General features: G+C 55.0%; 19 protein-coding genes and 1 rRNA gene. 6 read left to right on the top strand and 14 right to left on the bottom strand.

Annotated features, from left to right (window positions below):
• Nucleotides 1–64: 64 nt before the first annotated feature.
• The 6 genes from psiE to pgi form a co-directional block, all read right to left on the bottom strand.
• Nucleotides 65–475, bottom strand: a complete 411-nt coding sequence (gene psiE, locus OGX81_RS21180; protein WP_012907714.1) for a phosphate-starvation-inducible protein PsiE — start codon at nt 473–475, stop codon at nt 65–67.
• Nucleotides 476–750: 275 nt separating this feature from the next.
• A complete protein-coding gene (locus OGX81_RS21175; RefSeq protein ID WP_104867910.1) occupies nt 751–2847 on the bottom strand; it encodes a YjbH domain-containing protein in 2097 nt (698 codons plus the stop codon).
• A complete protein-coding gene (locus tag OGX81_RS21170) occupies nt 2847–3584 on the bottom strand; it encodes a capsule biosynthesis GfcC family protein (RefSeq protein WP_104867911.1) in 738 nt (245 codons plus the stop codon). Before OGX81_RS21170 ends, OGX81_RS21175 begins: the two co-directional genes overlap by 1 nt.
• Complete coding sequence (locus OGX81_RS21165) at nt 3581–4219, bottom strand: YjbF family lipoprotein (RefSeq protein WP_049012005.1); 639 nt, start codon at nt 4217–4219, stop codon at nt 3581–3583. Before OGX81_RS21165 ends, OGX81_RS21170 begins: the two co-directional genes overlap by 4 nt.
• A 107-nt stretch (nt 4220–4326) precedes the next feature.
• Nucleotides 4327–4569 (bottom strand): exopolysaccharide production protein YjbE, encoded by a 243-nt coding sequence (yjbE, locus tag OGX81_RS21160; RefSeq protein ID WP_012134661.1) that lies wholly within the window; start codon nt 4567–4569, stop codon nt 4327–4329.
• A gap of 504 nt (nt 4570–5073) precedes the next feature.
• Nucleotides 5074–6723, bottom strand: a complete 1650-nt coding sequence (gene pgi, locus OGX81_RS21155; RefSeq protein WP_012134663.1) for a glucose-6-phosphate isomerase — start codon at nt 6721–6723, stop codon at nt 5074–5076.
• Nucleotides 6724–7153: 430 nt separating this feature from the next.
• Here pgi and lysC point away from each other — a divergent pair, with 430 nt between their 5' ends.
• The 3 genes from lysC (at nt 7154) to OGX81_RS21140 (ending at nt 9949) form a co-directional block, all read left to right on the top strand.
• The gene (lysC, locus tag OGX81_RS21150) at nt 7154–8515 is read left to right on the top strand and encodes a lysine-sensitive aspartokinase 3 (protein WP_104867912.1); all 1362 of its coding nucleotides are present in this window, start codon (nt 7154–7156) and stop codon (nt 8513–8515) included.
• 92 nt (nt 8516–8607) lie between these two features.
• Nucleotides 8608–9546 (top strand): ketopantoate/pantoate/pantothenate transporter PanS, encoded by a 939-nt coding sequence (panS, locus tag OGX81_RS21145; protein WP_047459702.1) that lies wholly within the window; start codon nt 8608–8610, stop codon nt 9544–9546.
• A gap of 130 nt (nt 9547–9676) precedes the next feature.
• Nucleotides 9677–9949, top strand: a complete 273-nt coding sequence (locus OGX81_RS21140; protein ID WP_012134667.1) for a YjbD family protein — start codon at nt 9677–9679, stop codon at nt 9947–9949.
• Here OGX81_RS21140 and rluF read toward each other — a convergent pair.
• On the bottom strand, nt 9946–10821 hold the full coding sequence (gene rluF, locus OGX81_RS21135; protein ID WP_012134668.1) for a 23S rRNA pseudouridine(2604) synthase RluF: 876 nt from the start codon (nt 10819–10821) through the stop codon (nt 9946–9948). The two genes, OGX81_RS21140 and rluF, sit on opposite strands and share 4 nt — an antisense overlap.
• A gap of 227 nt (nt 10822–11048) precedes the next feature.
• Here rluF and pepE point away from each other — a divergent pair, with 227 nt between their 5' ends.
• On the top strand, nt 11049–11738 hold the full coding sequence (gene pepE / locus OGX81_RS21130; protein ID WP_104867913.1) for a dipeptidase PepE: 690 nt from the start codon (nt 11049–11051) through the stop codon (nt 11736–11738).
• Nucleotides 11739–11854: 116 nt separating this feature from the next.
• On the opposite strand, the gene OGX81_RS21125 is transcribed toward pepE, so the two are convergent.
• Together OGX81_RS21125 and metH are read right to left on the bottom strand one after the other, a co-directional pair.
• The gene (locus OGX81_RS21125; protein WP_024130841.1) at nt 11855–13486 is read right to left on the bottom strand and encodes a Na/Pi cotransporter family protein; all 1632 of its coding nucleotides are present in this window, start codon (nt 13484–13486) and stop codon (nt 11855–11857) included.
• Nucleotides 13487–13696: 210 nt separating this feature from the next.
• On the bottom strand, nt 13697–17380 hold the full coding sequence (gene metH / locus OGX81_RS21120) for a methionine synthase (protein WP_104867914.1): 3684 nt from the start codon (nt 17378–17380) through the stop codon (nt 13697–13699).
• Nucleotides 17381–17577: 197 nt separating this feature from the next.
• Here metH and iclR point away from each other — a divergent pair, with 197 nt between their 5' ends.
• Nucleotides 17578–18402, top strand: a complete 825-nt coding sequence (gene iclR, locus OGX81_RS21115) for a glyoxylate bypass operon transcriptional repressor IclR (protein ID WP_047459716.1) — start codon at nt 17578–17580, stop codon at nt 18400–18402.
• Between the two features lie 83 nt (nt 18403–18485).
• On the opposite strand, the gene aceK is transcribed toward iclR, so the two are convergent.
• The 4 genes from aceK to metA all read right to left on the bottom strand — a co-directional run bounded on the left by aceK (nt 18486) and on the right by metA (nt 24446).
• Nucleotides 18486–20213 carry a bifunctional isocitrate dehydrogenase kinase/phosphatase gene (aceK, locus tag OGX81_RS21110; RefSeq protein ID WP_012134674.1) on the bottom strand — a complete coding sequence of 576 codons (1728 nt, stop codon included), beginning with the start codon at nt 20211–20213 and terminating at the stop codon, nt 18486–18488.
• A gap of 97 nt (nt 20214–20310) precedes the next feature.
• Nucleotides 20311–21615 carry an isocitrate lyase gene (aceA, locus tag OGX81_RS21105; RefSeq protein ID WP_024130843.1) on the bottom strand — a complete coding sequence of 435 codons (1305 nt, stop codon included), beginning with the start codon at nt 21613–21615 and terminating at the stop codon, nt 20311–20313.
• A gap of 31 nt (nt 21616–21646) precedes the next feature.
• On the bottom strand, nt 21647–23248 hold the full coding sequence (gene aceB, locus OGX81_RS21100; protein WP_104867915.1) for a malate synthase A: 1602 nt from the start codon (nt 23246–23248) through the stop codon (nt 21647–21649).
• Between the two features lie 268 nt (nt 23249–23516).
• On the bottom strand, nt 23517–24446 hold the full coding sequence (metA, locus tag OGX81_RS21095) for a homoserine O-acetyltransferase MetA (RefSeq protein WP_012134677.1): 930 nt from the start codon (nt 24444–24446) through the stop codon (nt 23517–23519).
• Between the two features lie 156 nt (nt 24447–24602).
• Here metA and OGX81_RS21090 point away from each other — a divergent pair, with 156 nt between their 5' ends.
• Nucleotides 24603–25040: an acetyltransferase gene (locus OGX81_RS21090; RefSeq protein WP_058668401.1), complete on the top strand. Its 438-nt coding sequence runs from the start codon at nt 24603–24605 to the stop codon at nt 25038–25040.
• 92 nt (nt 25041–25132) lie between these two features.
• On the opposite strand, the gene rrf is transcribed toward OGX81_RS21090, so the two are convergent.
• A 5S ribosomal RNA gene (gene rrf, locus OGX81_RS22175) occupies nt 25133–25205 on the bottom strand; the annotation flags it as partial.

Genomic DNA, 25205 nt, shown 5'->3' with positions numbered 1-25205 from the left:
CAACCCTCAACTTATATTATCCCAACTTGTGACTGTTCTTCGGCGCTCCTCGGAGCGCCTTTTTTTATTCCCGTTTTAACCGTTTCGAATTACATAACCACAGGGTGATCACCAATAACAGGATCGCCGCAGAGTAGATCAGCACATCCATCGGCGATTTATGATCGACGATGATCAGGCGCACAATCGCGGTGATCCCGATATAGACAAAGTAGCGCAGCGGGAAATGAAAACCTGACTGGAAATACTTCACAATCAACGCAATAAACTCAAAGTAGAGAAAGTAGACCACCAGCCCTTCCACCAGCTCGTATTTGCTGGTTTGCTCCGGCGCGAACAGCACATCCGCCAGATGTAAGGTCTCTTTACCGAGGAAAACGACCAGGATCAGGCCCAGACTTAACAGCCCAAGATTCAGCACGGTCTGTAGGATCGTGGAGATAAACTCCACGCGTGGACGAGATAGTGACGTCATAGCAGCACCCTCTTTCTCAGTAGCAAGGTTCCTGTATAACGCAAAAATGTGACGGAGATCTATATTTTTTGTTTATGTTTTGTGCAGCAAAGGTCAGCGGAGAATGATCTCTGTCACGGCATGTTTCAAAGAGAAGGGAAAAGCGACGGCACAGTGATCGCCGCGGGAAGCGTAGTAAATTGCCGGATGGCGGCGTAAACGCCTTACCCGGCCTACAATGGATGCGGTTTGTAGGCCGGATAAGCGTAGCGCCATCCGGCTGGCAAACGGCTCGATCAGCGGAAATTCACGTTGCGGTCGCTGGTCATATCGTACAGACCAAACTTCCGGCCAAGCTGCTGACCGCCGTCACGCGTCAGCGGCGTCCAGCCAATCGCTGCGCGGCTGCGGGTTGGGCTGGACGAGAAGAGATCCAACGGCACCGACACGTACACGCCTTTGGTGAAATCCCCTTCCCCGTACTCGTCCGGCGACACATCGGTGATCGTGGCATAGCCGCCAACCACCACGCCGCTGTCAAAGCGTTTCGCGATTTCCAGCGTACCGCCCTTGTCGCCAGCCAGATATTGACCGACGCTCGCTTTCACCAGCACATCCTGCGCGAACGACGGCGTCCAGTAGGCGGTCAAGTGGCCGGTTTTCACGCTGTAATCGGTGAATTTCATCATATCCTGCGCGCTACGCCAGTCACGCTGTTTCACGTAGTTAGCGTCAAGACCAAACGCCCAGTTGCTGTCGACCGGGCGATACAGCACCTCCGCCCCTGCGCCGCCGTACATGGTCTCCAGATAACCGCCGTAAACCTGGCCGTAGAAACCGTTGCCGAGGTACTGGAAGTAGTTGGCTTGCAGGTTATTCACATAGATATCGTTCTGCACATATTCACGCACATGGGTACGCACACGCGGAAGATGCGAATCGTTCGGTGGATTGGTGTAGTTAAATTTGTCGTAGTTGTTGGCGATATTGGCAAACAAACTGCCGGTGGTAAGCAGATGATCCGTTACCCACAGATCCGCCGTCCCCATCACGCCAAGCTGGTACATATAGAAATTTTCCGGGCCGCCGACAGACTGGTTCAACACCGGATCGATATGGAAATCAAAGCGCGATTTATCGATATACCAACCCTGCTCGGTTGTTTCCGGCACGATCGGCTCCACACGTTTTTGCGCCAGTGGGGTCTCGTATCCTAATGGCTCGCCTTCCAGATGGCGTTTCAGGCTGGCGACATCGGTTTCCGTAGTGACCTGCGGCATATTGAGACGGTTTTCCGTCACGCGGATCGTGCGGACCCCTTCTGGCAGATCGTTCATGACGATCCGATTCGCGCGTTCGATCCCTTCCCGCGAGTCACGGTATTTCACCTGCTCGCCGGTGACGTACAGCGTATCGCCTTTCACCTGAATTTTAGGGTCCGCCAGTCCGGCGTTGTATTTCAGCAGCGTCAACTGGTTAGCGACGACCGAGTGTTGCAGGATGGCGTCCTGCGGTTCAGGCTGATATTTCGGTCGCGCGTTATCGTTATACGATGGGCGCAAATCGTTGAAGTTTGTCCGCAGCGTCACGCCAAACATAAAGGTGTTGCCGCGTTCATAGCTGAGGTTAACGTCGGCCCAATCGGTAACGCGGTAAATGGCGCCGACGTTAAACTTGCTCTTCTGCTCCAGCTTACCCGCGAAATCCTGCTGATAATTGTTGCCTTCATACTCCAGTTTCAGGCGCAGCGGCTGCCAGGGCGTTTGATACTCCACCCCGCCAAACAGCGACGCTGGCCCGTGGAACATATCGCTGCCGTTGACGGAACCGGCCTGTTTATAACTGTTATCGCGGTGACAGAATTTATCGCTGTATGAGCAAAACGGATTGCTCACGTTGCCGCTGGTGCCCAGATAACCCCAGCCAAGACCGAGCGAGAAATCAAACGGCCCCCAGGCTTTGTTCGCCACAATGTATTCCGCATCAAACAGCCCCGTCCCGCCGATATCCCTTGCGCCGACCGCCACCTGCGGCATCCAGTAGCTCTCTTCCCATAACCGCAGTTTCAGGTCGAAGGCTTTGTCTTTGTAGGTCTGGTTGCCGGAAAACGACTCCACGCTGCTGTATTGTCTGGTACGCACGTCGGTATAGCGCAGCGTGGTTTCCAGCCACGGGAACAACTGTATCGACGCGGAGTAGTAGCGATACTGATCGTTATCACGATAGTTCAGGCTCATCTCCCCTTCCCGCGCCATTCGCGCCGTTGGCGTTTGCAGCAGCCCCACGCCGCCGAAGTCAGATTGTGACGGCCCAATGGGGGCCGGATATGTTTCGGCATGGCAGGCTGCGCTGATGCCCAGCGCCAGTAAGCTGAGCAGATGTGTTTTTTTCATTATTCGGGTATCCGCTGCGTCAGAGTACGAAGAATGTCGGCGTTAAGCGCATCCGGCGTGTTGCTCCATAGAGAATCCGTAAGACCGACAAAAATGATGCTGCCAGGCATCGGCTCAACGTGACGCTTGTTCCAGTAAGCGACCGGCGCTTTCTGCGTGCGTCCGTCGGGATAGACAACCCACGCATAGCTGCGATCCGCCCCGCTGAGCAGGCTTTGCTCATCAAGGTAGCTGGCCACGTCCCGCCCTGGGCTGAAGGGCCGTTTACCCGGCTGGCTAACCAATCCAAACAGCGTAATATCCGTCGGCTGCCCGCCAACCCACAGCGTGTAATGGCCCTGCAACGGCGGATTGCCCCGTTCGCTGACGCGCACGGTATCCGGGTCAAGGTTAACGAGCTGTCTGCCGGTCACTTTTAACGTCTCCACCTGCTGGCGCAGCGTATTGATTGCGGCGGCGTCATCGCCGCTTTTCTCTGCGCCAAACGCAGCCAGGCGGTTCAATAATTCCTGCTGCTGGCGCTGCGCCGTGGCGGTAGCCCGCTCTTCGCTGATAACCGCGCCAGGCCACCAGCTGTTCGCCAGTTTCGGCTGCCCGACCAGATCGATCAGATGTTCCGCGCCGGTGAGCGTCTTCGGTTCAGTGCTGCCTGCGGCAAACACCTTCACGGTGCCTGCGGCAAAAGATGAGGAAGCGCACAAACTCAGGGCCAGCGCTGCAATGGTCTGTTTCATCATTGTTTTGCCGCCTTAATGAGCGTGGTTTTCACCGGGAAGTAGTCCGCCCCCAGATACTGTTCCGACTGGCGGATTTGCCCTTCGCTGTCGATCCAGTAGCGGTTATGCCAGCGCGCTTGGTCGGTTGTAACCTCTTCATCCAGTACGCGAACGGCGGTTACATCGCTACCGACCTTAATGCTGTCAGTGCCATCCCATTTGAAGACCGAGCGGGCGGTGGCGTAACGCACCTGTTTATGTTCCGTCCAGCCCATCGTGCGCGTCCACGTTGCGCCATCTACGATTTGTGCCGGTCTGGCCAATGGGTCAGCCGCCAGATTATTCACACCGATCAGATTGTCGCCGCCGAGCAGGGTTTTAATCAGGCGACCATGCTGAGTCACGATGGTGGCCTGATCCTGCGTCACCCATTTCTGCTGCCCGTTCTCTGCGAAAGCGAGCACCACAAACAGCTGCGGCCCGCCATTGAGCTGCATGTACTGGCTGGCATAAGGCATGTTTTGAATGTCATCGTCCGTCAGTTGTACGCCCGGCGTACCGAACAGACTGTCCCACAGCGAATTACCCAGACCTTTAGTAGTGGCTGAGCAAGCCTGTAACAGCAGGCAAATGATGATAATTCCAGGTCGCTTCACGACTCTTCTCCGCATTATTGCCGGGTGGCCCCGGCCAGGAAGTCACACAGGTTCAGGCAAGCTAAAATAACCACACCGAAGTGTGGTTATGATTAAACGTACCGGTGTTACTGGGTACTGGTGGTTGTGGTGGTAGTGGTTCCGGTATTAGAACCATCGCCACCGCCGGTCGCCGCCAGAGCGACGCCCACCGCCGAGCTTACGGTGCTGACGCTGGTCGCGGAGGAACTTCCCGCGGATACCGACGTCGCCGCCGACCCTGCTGCTTCACCCACCTGAACGGGGGCGGCCCAGACAGAAGTCGCCGCAAGCGCAGATATGGCAAAAATGCCATACAGAGCTTTTTTCATCACAATATCCCTTCATTGAATGAATGGAGATTTACCCGAAAAACGATTCAGGCGGGATCGAGTATACACAACTAAAGCATGTGGATTGCGACAGGTCTAAATAGCGAGGCGGTTTTAGGATAATTAAACTTTTGGCTGGAATGGCACTTATATTATAATTAAATATCCTTTAAAAACATTATATTAAAATAAAACAATGCAATATTTATTATCCGTATACTCTGAAAATAACACCGAGTAACTTACGGGTTATTCATTATTTTAGGATTAAGCTCAATATAAATTTTTGCGGAATAGCACAGACAACCGGAATTATCTTATAAAAAAGCCGATAATAATATCGGCTCTAATTACAGATATATCACTTTTCTGCCGGATGGCGGCGGAACGCCTTATCCGGCCTACAGGACGCGCCGTTTGTAGGCCGGATAAGCCTGGCGCCACCGGGCGTTACATCATCAGTTTGTAGGCCCGGTAAGCGTAGCGCCACCGGGCGTTACGCCATCAGGCACGCCATGCTTTATAACGGTTAATCAGACCGTTAGTTGAACTGTCATGGCTGGAAATCGCTTTATCATCACCCAGTTCCGGCAGGATACGGTTAGCCAGCTGTTTGCCCAGCTCAACGCCCCACTGGTCGAAGGTGAAGATGTTCAGGATCGCGCCCTGAGTGAAGATTTTGTGCTCATACAGCGCAATCAACGCCCCCAGGCTAAACGGCGTGATTTCACGCAGCAGGATGGAGTTCGTCGGGCGGTTGCCTTCGAACACTTTGAACGGCACCACATGCTCAAGCTGAGACGGATCTTTCCCCTGATCGCGATATTCCTGCTCAACCACCTCGCGGGATTTGCCGAACGCCAGCGCTTCGGTCTGAGCGAAGAAGTTAGACAGCAGTTTCTGATGGTGATCGGACAACGGGTTATGGGTTATCGCCGGGGCGATAAAGTCGCAAGGCACCATCTTCGTCCCCTGGTGAATCAGCTGGTAGAACGCGTGCTGGCCGTTGGTGCCCGGTTCACCCCAGATGATTGGGCCAGTCTGGTAGTCTACGGCATTGCCGTTACGGTCAACATACTTGCCGTTGGACTCCATATTGCCCTGCTGGAAGTAGGCCGCAAAACGGTGCATATACTGGTCGTACGGCAGAATCGCTTCGGTTTCTGCGCCGAAGAAATTGTTGTACCAGATACCGATCAGCGCCAGCAGCACCGGCAGGTTTTTCTCAGCCGGTGTTGTGGAGAAGTGTTTATCCATCGCATGCGCGCCGGACAGCAGTTCAACGAAGTTGTCAAAGCCGACAGACAGGATGATAGACAGGCCAATCGCCGACCACAGAGAGTAACGACCGCCGACCCAGTCCCAGAACTCGAACATGTTGGCGGTGTCGATACCAAACTCACCCACCGCTTTTGCATTAGTGGAAAGCGCCGCAAAGTGTTTCGCGACGTGTTTTTCATCATTTGCGGTGCTCAGGAACCAGTCGCGCGCGCTGTGGGCGTTGGTCATGGTTTCCTGCGTTGTGAAGGTCTTAGACGCCACCAGGAACAGGGTGGTTTCCGGGTTTACTTTCTTCAGCACTTCGGCGATGTGGGTGCCATCGACGTTAGACACAAAGTGCATATTCAGATGGTTTTTGTACGGGCGCAGCGCTTCAGTCACCATGAACGGCCCCAGGTCGGAACCACCGATACCGATGTTGACCACGTCAGTGATCGCTTTACCGGTGTAACCTTTCCATTGACCTGAAATAATCGCTTCAGAGAAGGCTTTCATCTTCTCCAGCACCGCATTCACTTCCGGCATCACATCTTTGCCGTCAACGATAATCGGGGTATTGCTACGGTTACGCAGCGCAACGTGCAGCACGGCACGGTCTTCGGTACGGTTGATTTTTTCGCCAGAGAACATGGACTTAATCGCACCGGCCAGATCGGTCTCTTTCGCCAGATCCTGCAATTTCGCCAGCGTCTCTTCGGTGATGCGGTTTTTAGAGAAATCCACCAGCATCAAATCGTCAAACGTCGCGGAAAATCGGGTAAAACGGTCGCTATCTTTCGCGAAAAGATCCGCGATAGTAACGTCCTTCATGTCGTCGTAGTGTTTTTGTAGTGCCTGCCAGGCAGAAGTCTGCGTCGGATTGATGTTTTTCATTAGCAATACTCTTCTGATTTGAGAATTGTGACTGAGATCGATTGTAACGCCAGTCACAAAAAAGTGTGATTGTTTTAGTGCCGTTAGCCCGAACGCGAATCAAACGCGGATAAAAAGCAGCGAAAAGTATATACCCTAAATAATTCGAGTTGCAGGAAGGCGGCAAGGGAAGAAATCCCCAGGAGCATAGATAACTATGTGACTGGGGTTTCTGAGTGCAGCCAACACATCTGCAACTTGAAGTATGACGGGTATAGTCGTTATAAGCACTGTTACTGAAGGCCAGGACAGCATAAAAAATCCGCATAATCCCGGCGTTGACAGTCCCAGCCACACATTTTATTTATAAATACGGTATTTGCGCCTGCACCGGTTTCTGTTCTGCCCTTGTGCCATGGTCGCTTTTTTCATTCCCTGACACGAGGTTGATATGACAACTGCTGTTTCCCCGCTCGTCGTCGCCAAATTTGGCGGAACCAGCGTCGCCGATTTTGACGCCATGAACCGTAGCGCCGACGTGGTGCTTTCCGATGCTAACGCACGCTTAGTGGTGCTTTCCGCCTCTGCGGGCATCACCAATCTGCTGGTAGCGCTGGCAGAAGGGCTGGAACCGCCAGAGCGCTTCGAAAAACTCGACGCCATCCGTAAAATTCAGTTCGATATTCTGGAGCGTCTGCGTTACCCGAACGTTATCCGCGAAGAGATCGAGCGTCTGCTGGAAAACATTACCACGCTTGCCGAAGCGGCTTCACTGGCGACGTCAATGGCCCTGACCGACGAGCTGGTGAGTCACGGCGAGCTGATGTCCACCCTGCTGTTTGTGGAGATCCTGCGCGAGCGCAATATTCAGGCGCAGTGGTTTGACGTGCGTAAGGTGATGCGCACCAGCGATCGTTTTGGCCGCGCGGAACCGGATATCGCAGCGCTGTCGGAGCTGGCCACGCTACAGCTTGCCCCACGCCTGGCAGAGGGTCTGGTCATCACCCAGGGATTTATCGGCAGCGAAAGCAAAGGCCGCACAACGACGCTGGGACGCGGCGGCAGCGACTACACGGCGGCGCTGCTTGCCGAAGCGCTGCACGCGGCGCGCGTCGATATCTGGACGGATGTGCCGGGTATCTACACCACCGACCCGCGCGTGGTGCCTGCCGCGCAGCGTATCGATGAAATCGCCTTTGAAGAAGCGGCGGAAATGGCGACCTTTGGCGCGAAGGTGCTGCACCCTGCAACGCTGCTGCCCGCCGTACGCAGCGATATCCCGGTTTTCGTCGGCTCCAGTAAGGATCCAAAAGCGGGCGGGACGCTGGTATGCAATAAAACCCAAAACCCACCGCTCTTCCGCGCGCTGGCGCTACGCCGCAAACAGACGCTGTTAACGCTGCACAGCCTGAATATGCTGCATTCGCGTGGTTTCCTGGCGGAAGTGTTCGGCATTCTGGCGCGGCACAATATCTCCGTAGATTTAATCACCACCTCGGAAGTGAGCGTGGCGCTGACGCTGGATACCACCGGTTCCACTTCAACGGGCGACACGCTGCTGACGCAGTCTTTGCTGATGGAGCTTTCCGCGCTATGCCGGGTAGAAGTGGAAGAAAATCTCGCGCTGGTTGCGCTGATTGGCAACGATCTGTCTAAAGCCTGCGGCGTCGGTAAAGAAGTGTTCGGTGTACTGGAGCCGTTCAATATCCGCATGATTTGCTATGGCGCATCCAGCCATAACCTCTGTTTCCTGGTGCCTGGCACCGAAGCGGAGCAGGTCGTGCAGAAGCTTCATCATAATTTGTTTGAATAAAATTTCCTCACGCGATAAATAATACCTATAGCCGGGCTCGAACCCGGCTTTTTTATAACTAAACAACACGACAATACTGCAAGGAATTTATTATGTTATCCGTTATCACCCGGCTGTTCCCGTTGTGGGCGCTGCTGCTCTCTGTTATTGCGTATTACACGCCATCGACTTTCACCCCCATTGGCTCGTGGGTGACCACGCTGCTGATGCTGATTATGTTCGGCATGGGTGTACACCTTAAGCTCGACGACTTTAAACGCGTGCTTTCCCGCCCGGCGCCTGTCGCTGCCGGTATTTTCCTGCATTACCTGGTGATGCCGCTCGCCGCTTGGCTACTGGCGATACTGTTTAACATGCCGCCGGACCTCTCAGCCGGGATGGTACTGGTGGGCAGCGTCGCCAGCGGAACGGCATCTAACGTCATGATCTATCTGGCGAAAGGGGATGTGGCGCTTTCGGTTACTATCTCATCGGTTTCCACGCTGGTTGGCGTGGTCGCGACACCGCTACTGACGCGCCTGTATGTGGATGCGCATATTCAGGTGGATGTGATGGGGATGCTGCTCAGCATTTTACAGATCGTCGTGGTTCCAATCGCGCTTGGGCTGGTCATTCACCACCTGTTTCCTCGCGTGGTAAAAACCGTGGAGCCTTATCTGCCTGCGTTCTCAATGGTGTGCATTCTGGCGATCATCAGCGCAGTAGTGGCCGGTTCCGCCTCGCATATCGCATCCGTTGGTTTTGTGGTAATTGTGGCGGTGATCCTGCACAACACCATTGGTCTGCTCGGCGGTTACTGGGGCGGTCGCCTGTTTGGCTTTGATGAGTCCACCTGCCGCACGCTGGCGATTGAAGTTGGAATGCAGAACTCCGGCCTTGCGGCGGCGCTCGGTAAAATTTACTTCTCTCCGCTGGCCGCGCTCCCCGGCGCGCTGTTCTCGGTCTGGCATAACCTCTCCGGCTCACTGCTGGCCGGTTACTGGTCAGGCAAGCCGATTGCCGAGAAGCCGCGTGATAGGGTGAAGGTGTAGACCTGATAAGCGTAGCGCCATCAGGCGCAATCCGTGCACGTCGCCGGATGGTGGCTAACGCCTTATCCGGCCTACACAGCCTCTGCACTTTGCCGTACACTGGGTTATCTGACTGACCGAGGGTACATTTATGGCACTCCCACGCATCACCCAAAAAGAGATGACCGAGCGCGAGCAGCGTGAACTGAAAACGCTGCTCGATCGCGCGCGCATTGCACATGGCCGTCCGCTCACGAATGCGGAAACCAACAGCGTGAAAAAGGAGTACATTGATAAGTTAATGGCGCTGCGCGAAGCAGAGGCCAAAAAAGCCCGCCAGTTGAAGAAAAAGCAGGCTTATAAACCAGATACTGAGGCGTCGTTTTCCTGGTCGGCCAATACGCCGACGCGCGGCAGACGTTAACGCCCTTTCTTCTTCCGCCCCGGCGAGGTAAAGCGTTTTCCGTTTGACGCCGGGCGCGCTTTCTCATTGGTTTTTTCGATTTTCACCACCGGACGCTTAATGCCCGCCGTTTTCGGCTTCGCTTTCGCCTTCGACGTCGGTTTGGCTTCTGATGAAGAGTTTTCGATCAGCTTAAACAGAGCGATGAGTTCGTCATCCGTCAGATCCCGCCACTCGCCGGGCGGCAGACCGGATAAACTCACGTTCATAATGCGCGTGCGTTCGAGTTTCGTCACTTCATAGCCAAAGTGCTCGCACATGCGGCGGATCTGGCGGTTCAGCCCTTGAATCAGGGTAATACGGAAAACAAACGGCGCTTCCTTCTTCACCTTGCACTTTTTGGTCACCGTGCCGAGGATCGGGACGCCCGCGCCCATACCGCGAATAAAGTCATCCGTCACCGGCTTATCAACCGTGACCAGATACTCTTTCTCGTGATCGTTACCGGCACGGAGGATTTTGTTAACCAGATCGCCGTGATTGGTAAGAAAGATAAGCCCCTGGGAGTCTTTATCCAGGCGGCCAATCGGGAAAATACGTTTGCTATGGTTCACGAAGTCCACGATGTTATCGCGTTCGCTGTCTTCCGTGGTACTGACAATCCCTACCGGTTTGTTCAGCGCGATAAAGACCAGATCTTCCGCTTCGCGCGGCTCAATCAACCGACCATTCACCTTCACCACGTCGCCAGGCATCACCTGATCGCCAATGGTGGCGCGTTTGCCATTAATGAAGACATTCCCTTGTTCAATGTAGCGATCCGCCTCGCGACGCGAGCAAATTCCGCTTTCACTGATGTATTTATTTAATCGGACAGATGAGTCGGGCAGCATAAATTCTCCTGTAAAAGCGAAATATACCGCACCTTGCGGTCAGGGAAAAAGCGTCGAATGACAGGAGTGCGGCTCACCGCTGCTCATAAAGTCGATGACATCACGAAATCCCCCTGCGAGACGCGTTCCAGAATATCGATAACCACATCGTGAGCCACATCAGCAAGCGGTAAGATGAGCGGTGGTAGCATCACGGATGTTTTTACTTTTTGATTACTGGAGATGTCATGGAACTGCTGTTATTGAGTAACTCCACTCTGCCGGGAAAAGCCTGGCTGGAACACGCGCTGCCGCTGGTGGCGGAACAACTGCATGGCCGCCGTTCAGCGGTGTTTCTCCCGTTTGCTGGCGTCACGCAAACCTGGGACGACTACACAGCGAAAACCGCCGCAGTCCTTGCGCCGCTCGGCGTTTCAGTGACCGGTATTCATAGCGTCGCCGATCCGGTCGCAGCGATTGCCGATGCGGAAGTGGTGATTGTCGGCGGTGGGAACACTTTCCAGTTGCTAAAAGAGAGCCGTGAACGTGGGCTGCTGGCGCCCATCGTGGCTGCCGTTAAGCGTGGCGCGTTGTATATCGGCTGGAGCGCGGGCGCGAACCTTGCCTGTCCGACCATTCGCACCACTAACGATATGCCGATCGTTGACCCACAAGGGTTTGATGCGCTGGGTCTGTTCCCGTTGCAGATTAACCCGCACTTCACTAACGCGTTGCCGGAAGGTCACAAAGGCGAAACCCGCGAACAGCGTATTCGCGAGCTGCTGGTGGTCGCGCCAGAGTTAACGGTGATTGGCCTGCCGGAAGGCAACTGGATTCAGGTGAGCAAGGGGCTGGCGACGCTCGGCGGCCCGAACACGACGTATGTGTTCAACGCGGGTGAAGAAGCGGTTCCTCTTGAAGCCGGTCATCGCTTCTGATCGTCGCTATGTAGAATGTAAAATGCCTGATGGCGCTACGCTTATCAGGCCTACAGGATAGTGCTTATAACGTAGGCCGGATAAGGCGTTTTACGCCGCCATCCGGCAATCAGCAATCAATAGTCATCCCGCTCGTCGTCTTCATCCGGCTGCTCCAGCACGCTGTAAGCCACCGAACAAAACAGCGAATTCAGGCGTTGCATATCGCCCAGCAGTCCCAGATGCAATGAACTGGTTTCGATGCTCTGTACGTTCTGCTGGTGCAGGCGATCCACATGCGCATGTGAATAACGACGATTGAGAATACGGAAACGATGTTTGCTGCGACGCAAACGTCGGGCGCTGGTGACGTCGCCGGAGAAAAACACCGACATCGCCAGTTGCAGGTTGCTGAGTAACTGATCATACAGCGCATCCAGCTCTTTCAGCCCTTCAATGGAAAACGCCCGCCGCGCCGCCAGCGACTTGTCAGCAATCTCGCTGCCCATCCGTTCGACGATATCCGAGGCCTGCTCCAGGTTCAGGGACATCTCGATGATTTCCGCCCAGCGCCGCGACTCTTCCTCCGCCAGTTCCTCTTTCGGCATCCGCGCCAGATAGAGTTTGATGGCGGTGTAAAGCACGTTGATATCATCCGCCAGCTTGCGCAGCTCTTTCTCTTCGCGCGGCTCGCCGTGCATCACCTTTTTCAGACCTTCCATCATCTGCTCCATCGCATCACCAATGCGTAGCGCTTCCCGGGCGGCATTGGCCAGCGCGAGCGTTGGCGTGTCCAGCGCGCTGACATCCAGATGTTTAGGCTTCAGATGGGCATCCAGCTCCGGTTCATCGCGGATAATACGTTTACAGAAACGCGCCATCGGTTCGGCGAACGGAATCATCACCAGACACCGCGCCAGGTTGTAAAAAACGTGGAAGTAGATAACCAGTTCGGATTTTGGCAGCGGTAACGCATCCATCGTATCGGCCAGCACATGGACAAACGGCAGGATAATCAGGCTGCCCACCAGCTTAAACAGCAGACTGCCCAGCGCCACGCGGCGAGCGGCGGCATTGGCTGCGCTGTTGTTGAGCATCGCCAGCAGGCCGGAACCGAGGTTGGCGCCGATGACCAGGCACAACGCGACCGGGAACGATATGATGCCCGCCGCCGTCAGCGTGGCCGTCAGCAGGACGGCTGCCAGGCTGGAATAGCTGATGATGGCAAACATGGCGCCAATCAGCGCATCCAGCATGATGTCGCCGGTCAGCGAGGCGAAGATGACCTGTACGCCATTCGCCTGAGTAATCGGCGTCACCGCCTGCACAATCAGCTCCAGCGCCAGCAGTATCAGGCCAAGACCGATCCCCACTCGCCCCAGTTGTCCGGCGCGTGACTGCTTACGCCCCAAAAAGAAGATAACGCCGATGAAAATCAGCAGCGGCGATAACCATGACAAATCAAAGGTAAGGATACGCGCCATCAGCGCGGTCCCCACGTCGGCCCCCAACACAATCACCAGTGCAGGCGTCAGGGCGACCAGATCCTGGGCGACAAATGACGTCACCAGCATAGTCGTGGCGTTACTGCTTTGCACCAGCGCAGTAACGCCGATACCCGCGCAGAAGGCGAGCGGTTTCTTTTCAACACTGCGGCTGAGAACGGTACGCAGACGAGCGCCGAAAACGCGCATCACGCCGGTACGCACAATATGGGTGCCCCACACCAGCAGGGCAACAGCAGAAAGCAGGTGTAGCAGAGTTAACACAGAATCAGGTACTCCTTATCATTATTATGATGTTCAGCCTTTTTACCGGATGGCGTACGGGGATATTTGTAGGCCGGATAGGCGTTTACGCCGCCATCCGGCAAGCAGCCCCGTGAACCTTCTTCCAGTATAAGGGTTTCAAAACAATAAAGAGACAGGGCGCCCGATGAGCACCCTGTTTGTTGTAAGGAAAAATGACAGTTTTATGAACTAGTCAGCATCATAGCCCAGGTTGGAGGCCAACCAGCGCTCCACCTCCGCGACCGTCATCCCTTTACGCTGCGCATAATCCTCCACCTGATCGCGCTGTATTTGCGCGACGGTGTAGTACTTGCTGTCAGGATGGCTGAAGTACCAACCGGAAACGGAAGCGCCCGGCCACATGGCGTAGGATTCGGTCAGCTTCATGCCGGTATGTTTTTCCACGTCCAGCAGTTGCCAGATGGTGCCCTTCTCAGTGTGCTCCGGGCAGGCCGGATAGCCTGGCGCCGGACGAATCCCCTGATAGTTTTCGCGGATCAGCTCCTCGTTGCTGAGGTTCTCATTCGCCGCATAGCCCCAGTAAACTTTACGCACCCGCTCATGCAGGTATTCCGCAAAGGCTTCCGCCAGACGGTCGGCGATCGCTTTGACCATAATCTTGTTGTAATCATCATGCTGCGCCTCGAATGCCTCTGCCAGCGCATCCTCTTCCAGACCGCCCGTGACGGCGAAGGCGCCGATGTAATCCTCTTTGCCGCTCTGTTTCGGCGCAACAAAGTCAGACAGGCAATAGTTGGCGAAACCCACCTTCTCCGTTTGCTGACGCAGATGATGGCTGACCGCCAGCACATGGGTACGCGTCTCATCGCGGTAAATTTCGATATCATCACCCACACGGTTTGCCGGGAACAGCCCCACCACGCCACGCGGATTGAGCGTCTTCTCCGCACTCAGTTTATCCAGCATGTCGTTGGCGTCTTTAAACAGGCGTTTCGCTTCTTCGCCTACCACCTCGTCTTCGAGAATGCGCGGATATTTCCCGGCCAGCGACCAGGTCATAAAGAACGGCGTCCAGTCGATGTAGTTGCGCAGCGTTTCGATACTGGCTTCAACGTCCTGCACGCCCAGACGATGAGCGACAGGCGGTGTATAGCTTTCCCAGTCAAATGCCAGGTCATTATCACGCGCGGCGGCCAGCGTCACCGGCGGCGTGCGCGGTTTCTTACGCGCATGCTGGATGCGCACGGTTTCATACTCTTTACGGGTACGGGCGACAAACTCATCGTGCTGGGTTTCAGACAGCAACGCCGCCACGACGCCCACGGTACGCGAGGCGTTCTGGACATAGACCGTCGGGCCGCTGTAGTTCTGCTCAATCTTCACCGCCGTATGCGCTTTGGACGTGGTCGCGCCGCCAATCAGCAGCGGGATGGTGAAGCCCTGACGTTCCATCTCCTTCGCCACGTTGACCATTTCATCCAGCGACGGGGTAATCAGGCCGGAGAGACCAATCAAATCCGCATTCACTTCTTTCGCGGTTTTGAGGATTTTTTCTGCCGGCACCATAACGCCAAGATCGATGATTTCATAGTTGTTGCACTGTAAAACGACGCCAACAATGTTTTTGCCAATGTCATGCACATCGCCCTTCACGGTGGCGATAACCATTTTACCGTTGCTGGAGCCCTGCTCTTTGCTGGCTTCAATAAACGGTTCCAGATACGCCACCGCCTGCTTCATGACGCGGGCCGATTTCACCACCTGCGGCAGGAACATTTTGCCTTCGCCGAACAGATCGCCCACCACGTTCATACCGTCCATCAGCGGCCCTTCGATAACCTCGATCGGACGCGTCGCCTGCTGGCGGGCTTCTTCGGTATCCTGTTCGATAAACTCGGTAATGCCTTTTACCAGCGAATACTCAAGGCGTTTTTTCACTTCCCAACTGCGCCATTCCGCCTGTTGCGCATTGGCTGAATCATCGGCTTTGCTGCCACGGTATTTTTCCGCCAGCGCCAGCAGACGCTCGGTGCTATCGTCGCGGCGATTGAGGATCACATCTTCCACCGCGTCGCGCAGTTCGGCGGGCAGGTCGTCATAAATCGCCAGTTGCCCGGCATTGACGATCCCCATGTCCATGCCGTTACGGATGGCGTAGTAGAGGAACACCGCATGAATCGCTTCGCGCACCGGGTCGTTGCCGCGAAACGAGAAGGAGACGTTAGAGACGCCGCCGGAGATCAGCGCGTGCGGCAGTTCGCGTTTGATATCTTCACAGGCGCCGATAAAGTCCTGCGCGTAGTTGTTGTGCTCGTCGATACCGGTCGCTACGGCAAAAATGTTCGGGTCAAAGATAATATCTTCCGGCGGGAAGCCCACCTCTTTGGTGAGAATGTTGTACGCCCGGCGGCAAATCTCGATCTTACGCGCGCGGGTATCAGCCTGCCCTTGTTCATCAAAGGCCATCACCACTACCGCCGCACCATAGCGACGCAGCAGCTTCGCATGGTGGATAAAGGTTTCCACGCCCTCTTTCATCGAAATGGAGTTAACGATGCCTTTACCCTGAATGCATTTCAGCCCTTTTTCGATGACCTCCCATTTTGAGGAGTCGATCATGATCGGTACGCGGGCGATATCCGGCTCACCGGCAATCAGGTTGAGGAAGCGCACCATCGCGACTTCGGCGTCGAGCATCCCCTCATCCATGTTGATATCGATAATCTGCGCGCCGCTCTCCACCTGCTGGCGGGCGACATCCAGCGCTTCGCTGTATTTCTCTTCTTTGATCAGCCGCTTAAATTTAGCGGAACCGGTAACGTTAGTACGCTCACCCACGTTTACAAACAGGCTGTCATCGCCAATATTCAACGGCTCAAGGCCAGAGAGACGACAGGCAACCGGAATATCGGGCAGTTTACGCGGCGCTAAACCATCAACCGCGCGGCTCATCGCGGCAATGTGTTCCGGCGTCGTCCCACAGCAGCCGCCGACAATATTGAGAAAGCCCGACTCCGCCCACTCGCGGATCTGCTTCGCCATCGTATTAGCACCAAGATCGTATTCGCCGAAGGCGTTAGGCAGACCGGCATTCGGGTGTGCGGTGACATAGCATTCGGCAATGCGCGCCAGTTCCTGCACATACTGGCGCAGTTCATCCGGCCCCAGCGCGCAGTTAAGACCGAAGGTGAGCGCTTCGGCATGGCGCAGCGAGTTATAAAACGCTTCGGTAGTCTGGCCGGAGAGCGTGCGCCCGGACGCATCGGTAATCGTGCCGGAGATCATAATCGGCAGCTCGACGCCCAGCGCTTCAAATTCTTCTTTCACCGCAAAAACGGCAGCTTTCGCATTCAGCGTGTCGAAGACGGTTTCAATCAGAATCAGGTCTGACCCGCCTTCCACCAGCGCTTTAGTGGATTCGCGATAGGCCGCGACCAGCTGATCGAAGGAGATATTGCGAAACGCCGGGTCATTCACGTCCGGCGAGATGGACGCGGTGCGGTTGGTTGGGCCAAGCACGCCCGCAACGTAGCGCGGTTTTTCCGGCGTGCGCGCCGTCCATTCATCGGCGCAGGCGCGGGCCAGTTTCGCAGCGGTAAAGTTGATTTCCGCCGACAGGGATTCCATCTGGTAATCCGCCATCGCAATCGTCGTGGAGTTAAACGTGTTGGTTTCGATGATATCCGCACCCGCCTCAAAGTAAGCGTGATGAATCGCGGTAATCACCTCCGGCTTGCTGAGTACCAACAGGTCGTTGTTGCCTTTCAAATCGCAGGGCCAGTCAGCAAAACGCTCGCCGCGAAAATCCTCTTCACTCAGGCGATAGCTCTGGATCATTGTCCCCATGCCACCATCCAGAACCAGAATACGTTCATCTAACTGCGCACGCAGTTGTTCAACTTTGCTGCTCACGACTTGCTCCCGACAACACTCAACCTGGACCGAAAAAAGGCCAACAAACCATACTGGCATAAACACGACAGGCGGAAAAGAGAACAACAGGCAACATGAGACATGTTCAGCTTCACTCCTCCGATCAGTGCAGGAATTCTTGCATTATATTTTAATAAAACGAAAATGATTTCCACGATACAGAAAAGGAGTCCGCCATGGTTGCCCCTGTCCCCGCGAAACGCGGTAGAAAACCCGCCGCTGCCACTGCGCCCGCAACCGGGCAGGTTCAGTCGCTGACCCGTGGCCTGAAGCTGCTGGAGTGGATTGCCGAATCCAACGGCAGCGTCGCGCTGACCGAACTGGCGCAGCAGGCGGGCCTGCCGAACTCCACGACTCACCGTTTGTTGACCACCATGCAGCAGCAGGGCTTTGTGCGACAGGTGGGAGAGCTGGGCCACTGGGCCGTGGGCGCCCATGCGTTTATCGTCGGCAGCAGTTTTTTGCAGAGCCGTAATCTGCTGGCGATTGTCCACCCTATCCTGCGCAAACTGATGGAAGACTCCGGTGAGACGGTCAATCTGGCGGTGCTGGATCAGAGCGATCACCAGGCGATTATTATCGACCAGGTACAGTGCACACAGCTGATGCGCATGTCTGCGCCCATCGGCGGCAAACTGCCAATGCACGCTTCCGGCGCCGGGAAAGCGTTTCTGGCGCAACTCAGCGAAGAGCAGGTGACTGGCCTGCTGCACCGTAAAGGGCTGCATGCCTATACCCACGCCACGCTGGTGTCGCCGGTACATCTGAAAGACGACCTCGCCCAGACGCGCAAGCGCGGTTATTCCTTTGATGATGAAGAGCACGCGCTTGGCCTGCGTTGCGTTGCGTCGTGCATTTACGACGAGCACCGCGAGCCGTTTGCCGCGATCTCAATTTCCGGGCCGATTTCCCGCATCACTGACGATCGCGTCACCGAGTTTGGCGCGATGGTGATTAAAGCAGCGAAAGAAGTCACGCTGGCATACGGCGGGTTTAGATAAGCAAGGCTTGCCGGATGGCGGCGCAAGCGCCTTATCCAGCCTACAGTCACGTGTAGGCCCGGTAAGCGCAGCGCCACCGGGCGTCAAGCCGCAAATCTGAAGCAAAACCGCTGTTTGCGCCGATAGGCGTAAACATCTTCCACGTGCCCTTCGCGGATACGCGTCTGTAACGCCCGCCAGTAGTCGGCGCGGAACAGGTCGGCGTGCATCTCCTCAAATAACGGCCCAATTCTTGGGTCAGCGCACAGCCAGTGGCGAAACTCTTCCGGGAAAACATCCCCTGGCGAAACGCTGTACCAGGGCTCGCTGGCCAGCTCATCTTCCGGGTAGCGCGCTTGCGGAATATCGCGGAAATTCACTTCCGTCATGTAGCAAATTTCATCGTAATCGTAGAACACCACGCGCCCGTGGCGGGTGACGCCAAAGTTTTTAAACAGCATGTCGCCGGGGAAAATGTTGGCGGCGGCAAGCTGGCGAATCGCATTGCCGTACTCTTCAATCGCGTCACGCAGTTGCTGGCCCTCCACCTGCTCCAGCCAGATATTCAGCGGCACCATACGACGCTCAATGTAGAGATGGCGAATCACTATCTGATCGCCAAGGTCGATGATTTTCTCCGGCGCCTCCTGGCGCAACAGCGTCATCAGCGCTGGCGCGATTCGCCGCTTCTCCAGCACAAAGTTCTCGAACTCCTGCGTATCGGCCATCCGCCCGACGCGATCGTGTTCTTTAACGAGTTGATAGCAAGCGCGCACATGGGCGGCCGACATCTCTTTTTGTGGGGCAAACCTATCCTTGATGATCTTAAACACCCGGTCAAAGCCCGGCAGCGTAAACACCAGCATCACCATGCCACGAATACCGGGCGCTTCAATAAACTGCTCATCGCTGTTCGCCAGATACAGTAAATACTCGCGATAGCTCTCGGTTTTCGCATGCTTCTGACAGCCAATCGCCATGTACAGCTCGGCGGTGGTTTTACCTGGCAAGATCTCACGCAGCCACTCAACCAGCGCGGCGGGCAACGGCGCGTACACCATGAAGTAGGAACGGGCAAAACCAAACACGATACTGGCCTCAGCCGTGGTGGTCAGGCAGGTATCGACAAACAGTTCGCCTTCATCGGTGCGATGAATCGGCAGCAAAAACGGCAACGTGCCGGCTGGGGTCAGCAATTTCCCCACCAGCCAGGCGGCTTTATTGCGATAAAACAGCTCATTCGCCACCTGCAAATGGCTGCGGTGCAAAGCCTCCGCTCCGAACGTTTCCGTCAGGTGAGCAATGATATAATGAATATCACGGCTTTTGTTTTGCCAGGGCAAACGCAGCGGTAGATCGCTGAGAATACGCGTCAACAGCGGTTCCCAGCCGTGATCGGGGAAGAAATCTTTCGCCAGCGGGCGCGGGATCGTGCGAAACCGGCGTTCAGGCTGGGAGCTAAAGATAAAAAGCCGCTCGGGAGTGAGCGAGCGGTGGTCAAATAACCGACAGTAGACGGAGTTAAAAAAGCTCTCCGCAATCTCGAAGCGCGGGTAATCCGGCAACAGCCGGGTGTAATGCTCTTTGACACGCAGTAAAAAGGCCGCATCGGTGCTTTTGCCGTCAGTAATGCAGCGCAACTGTTCCACCACCAGACCAACGTGATGATCGTAGAGGTGGATACGGCTTTTCATCGCCTGCTGCACGGCATGCCAGTCGGCCTGTTCAAAGCGCTGCTGCGCGCCGGAAGTCACTTCCAGAAATCGACCATACTGCGCGTCAAAGCCTTGCAGGATGGTTTGAGCAATCAGTAATTCCAGGCCACGCGACATGGTTTGTCCTCATCGGTTGCCGGATGGCGGAGCAAGCGCCTTATCCGGCCTACGGTTCGGGGTAGGCCGGATAAGCGTAAGCGCCATCCGGCATGGATCAGAACTGCGATTCTTCAGTGGAACCCGTTAATGCCGTCACTGAGGAGGTGCCGCCCTGAATAATGGTGGTCACTTTGTCGAAGTAGCCTGTCCCCACTTCCTGCTGATGGGAGACGAAGGTGTAACCGTCTTTGGCCGCCGCAAATTCTGGCTGCTGAACCTTCTCAACGTAGTGGCGCATGCCTTCACCCTGCGCATAGGAATGTGCCAGGTCGAACATGTTGAACCACATGCTGTGGATGCCCGCCAGGGTGATGAACTGGTACTTGTAGCCCATGTCCGACAGCTGCTGCTGGAAGCTGGCGATGGTTTTATCGTCCAGGTTCTTCTGCCAGTTGAACGACGGCGAACAGTTGTAGGCCAGCAGTTTACCCGGGTATTTCGCGTGGATGGCATCGGCAAAGCGCTTCGCCAGTTCAAGGTCCGGCGTGGAGGTTTCGCACCACACCAGGTCTGCGTAAGGCGCATACGCCAGCCCACGGCTGATCGCCTGTTCAATACCGGCACGCGTGCGGAAGAAGCCTTCGCTGGTGCGTTCGCCGGTAATAAATTCACTGTCGTACGCGTCGCAATCGGAGGTTATCAGATCTGCCGCATCCGCATCGGTACGGGCAATCAGCAACGTCGGTACGCCCATCACGTCAGCCGCCAGACGCGCAGCCACCAGTTTCTGAATGGCTTCCTGCGTCGGCACCAGAACTTTGCCGCCCATATGACCGCACTTCTTCACCGATGCAAGCTGATCTTCGAAGTGAACAGCCGCTGCACCGGCTTCGATCATCGATTTCATCAGTTCAAACGCGTTTAGTACGCCGCCAAAACCGGCCTCCGCATCGGCAACGATCGGCAGGAAGTAATCGACAAAGCGCGGATCGCCAGGCTCAATGCCGGATGCCCACTGGATCTGATCCGCACGACGGAAAGTGTTGTTGATCCGATCCACGACCGCCGGAACAGAATTTGCCGGGTACAGCGACTGATCCGGGTACATGCTGGAGGCCAGGTTAGCGTCCGCCGCCACCTGCCAGCCGGACAGATAGACCGCCTCAATGCCCGCTTTCGCCTGTTGCAGCGCCTGGCCGCCGGTCAGTGCGCCGAGGCTGTTGATGTAGCCTTTTTTCGCGTCGCCATGCAGCAGACGCCACATTTTGGCCGCGCCAAGCTGCGCCAGCGTACATTCCGGGTTGACCGAGCCGCGTAATTTCACCACTTCCTCCGCGCTATACGGGCGACGGATGCCTTCCCAGCGCGGTTGCGTCCATTCTTTCTGTAACTCTTCGATTTGTTGGGTACGGGTTTTCATGTGCAGATGCTCCATATTGTTATGTGGTGAGTTAAGCCAGCAGGCGGTAGCCTGGCAGGGTCAAGAAATCGATCAGTTCATCAGAGGTAGTGATCTGCTCCATCAGGCGCGCGGCTTCATCAAAGCGCCCGCTGCTGAAGCGGTGTTCGCCCAACTCGTCCTGGATCACCAGCATCTCTTCGGCCAGCATCTGGCGGAATAGCGCTTTCGTGACGGGTTTGCCGTTGCTCAGGGTTTTCTCGTGATGAATCCATTGCCAGATAGAGGTACGGGAGATTTCAGCCGTTGCCGCATCTTCCATCAGGCCATAAATCGGTACGCAGCCATTACCGGAAATCCATGCTTCGATGTACTGCACCGCCACGCGAATATTGGCGCGCATCCCCTCTTCGGTACGATCGCCCTCACAGGGCGCCAGCAGCTGTTCGGCAGTAATGGGCGCATCTTCATCACGGGTAACAAACAGCTGGTTCTGGTTTTCGCCCAGCGCCTCGTTAAAGACCGTCATCGCGGTGTCCGCCAGCCCCGGGTGCGCGATCCAGGTGCCGTCATGACCGTTATTGGCTTCCAGCGCTTTGTCCGCTTTCACTTTGTTGAGCACTTGATTGTTGCGCTCGGCGTCTTTGCTCGGGATAAACGCCGCCATGCCGCCCATCGCAAATGCGCCGCGCTTATGGCAGGTTTTGATCAACAGCCGTGAATAGGCGCTGAGGAACGGTTTATCCATCGTCACCACCTGACGGTCCGGCAGGACGCGATCCGGGTGATTTTTCAGTGTTTTGATATAGCTGAAAATGTAATCCCAGCGGCCGCAGTTAAGACCAACAATATGGTCACGCAGCGCGTGCAGGATCTCATCCATCTGGAAGACGGCAGGCAGCGTTTCAATCAGCAAGGTGGCTTTGATGGTGCCGCGCGGCAGATTAAAACGGTCTTCGGCATAGCTGAAGACTTCGCTCCACCAGGCTGCCTCCTGCCAGGCCTGAGTTTTCGGCAGGTAGAAATACGGGCCGCTGCCTTTTGCCAGCAACGCTTTATAGTTGTGGAAAAAGTAGAGAGCGAAATCAAACAGGCTGCCAGGAATGGCTTCACCACGCCAGGTCACATGTTTTTCCGGCAGGTGTAAACCGCGTACGCGACAAATCAGTAACGCCGGGTCCGGCTTGAGTTGATAGATTTTCCCGGCTTCGTTGGTGTAGCTGATGGTGCCGTTCACCGCATCACGCAGGTTGATCTGGCCATCAATCACTTTGCTCCACTCCGGCGCCAGTGAATCCTCAAAGTCGGCCATGAACACTTTCACGTTAGCATTCAGCGCGTTAATCACCATTTTACGTTCTACCGGGCCGGTGATTTCCACACGACGATCCTGTAAATCGTCAGGAATGCCGCGAATTTTCCAGTCACCCTCACGAATGGAATCGGTTTCCGAAATAAAATCAGGCAACTTACCGTCATCAATATCCTGCTGTTGCTGAATACGAGCAGCGAGGAGTTTGTTACGCTTTGGCGTAAAACGCGTCACCAGTTCGGTCAGAAACTCTACCGCTTCTGCGGTCAGAATTTGCTTCTCCTGCTCACCATGCGGCCTGGTAAAGGTCAGTTCATCGGTTGTCGTTGCCTGTTGATTCATTATGCAGCTCCTCGTCATTGATCCGAATACATCCCCAATGCGAACGAAGGATCGTTGTGTGGTTTTCGTTCAGCACAACTAAGACTACTCAATTAAATTCCAAAATCAAAAACAATTTCCATTTTTAATTTAATTATCAATTAACTTATTGATAACAATAAAAATAAAGTTTAATTACAAGATGAGCGGCATTTCAGAAATAAAAAAGGCACCCGAAGGTGCCTGTTTCAACATGCTGAAACGCTTTAGGATCGTGCGCTACAGAAGATTAATCCAGCGTTGGATTCATGTGACGCAGATCATATGGCGTGATCTGGTAGACGTAATAGTTGAGCCAGTTGGTAAACAGCAAATTACCGTGGCTGCGCCAGGTCGCGCGAGGTTTGTTTTGCGGATCGTTTTTCGGGAAATAGTTGTACGGTACATTCGGACTTAAACCTGCTTCAACATCCCGGAAATATTCACTGGCCAGCGTATGGGCATCGTACTCCGGGTGACCGGTTACAAACGCGATTCGTTTATCTTTGCTGGCAAACAGGTAGGCATCTCCATCTTCAGTTTCTGCGAGGATCTCAAGGTCGGTATAGTCCCGAATCAGCGCCGCCGGGAAGTCGGCATAGCGTGAGTGCGGAGCAAGGAATGAATCATCAAAACCACGAGTCAGTAAAGCATGAGGATGAAGGATGTGATGTTCGTAGACGCCGGAAAGTTTATCTGTGCGGGTTTGCTTCGGAATGCCATAGAGAATATTAAGCGCGGCCTGTACCGCCCAACAGACAAACAGCGTTGAGGTGACGTGATCTTTTGCCCACTCCAGCACCTGCTTAATCTGCGGCCAATACGCAACATCATTAAATTCCACCAGACCCAGAGGCGCGCCGGTGACAATCAGCCCATCGAAGTTCTGATCGCAGATATCCTCGAAGTTACAGTAGAAGTTGTTCAGATGCTCTGCCGGTGTATTACGCGATTCACGAGCATCAATCCGCAAGAGTTGAACATCGACCTGAAGCGGTGAGTTTGACAGCAGGCGCAGGAACTGGTTTTCCGTTTCAATCTTCTTCGGCATCAGGTTGAGGATAAGCACCTTCAGCGGACGAATTTCCTGGCCAGAAGCGCGGGATGTCGTCATAACAAAGACGTTTTCCTCACGTAAGAAATTGACGGCGGGTAGCTCGTCCAGCACGCGAATTGGCATAACCTGATAACCTCACTACATACGTTTAAACGTTTAGACATCCAGATAGCTGAAGATACCCAGAAATTCTTCTAATGTCGAGCCTGCATGTTGAAGGTGAGAAAGTTTCACGGCGGTGTTTACGATAGAATATAAGCACAAAGAAAAGGAGATAATATGGTTATTAGCATTCGCCGATCGCGGCAGGATGAAGGGGAAAAACTGATTGCTATCTGGTGTCGTTCTGTTGATGCTACGCACCATTTTCTGTCTGCATCCTATCGGAGCGAGCTGGAAGAGCTGGTGCGTTCTTTTTTACCAGAAGCGCCGTTATGGGTGGCAGTGACAGAGCAGGATGAGCCCGTCGCGTTTATGCTGCTGACCGGGCAGCACATGGATGCCCTGTTTGTCGATCCCGACGTTCGTGGCTGCGGCGTAGGGAAATTGCTGGTTGAGCATGCGTTTACGCTGGCCCCCGAGTTAACAACCAACGTTAACGAACAGAATGAACAAGCGGTTGGGTTCTACAAAAAGATGGGATTTAAAGTGACAGGACGTTCAGAGGTAGACGATCTTGGCAGACCGTATCCGTTATTGAATCTGGTTCATACGTAGGCCGGATAAGGCGCAGCCGCCATCCGGCTGCGCCCGGACGCATGAACGCAAAAAGGCTCAGTCTTTCGACTGAGCCTTTTGCTTTATTTGATGCCTGGCAGTTCCCTACTCTCGCATGGGGAGACCCCACACTACCATCGGCGCTACGGCGTTTCACTTCTGAGT

The organism is Citrobacter sp. CK206, assembly GCF_030333125.1.
Taxonomy (GTDB): domain Bacteria; phylum Pseudomonadota; class Gammaproteobacteria; order Enterobacterales; family Enterobacteriaceae; genus Citrobacter_B; species Citrobacter_B koseri.
Note: the sequence above shows the minus strand (reverse complement) of the source record. Positions and strands in the feature narration are given on the sequence as shown.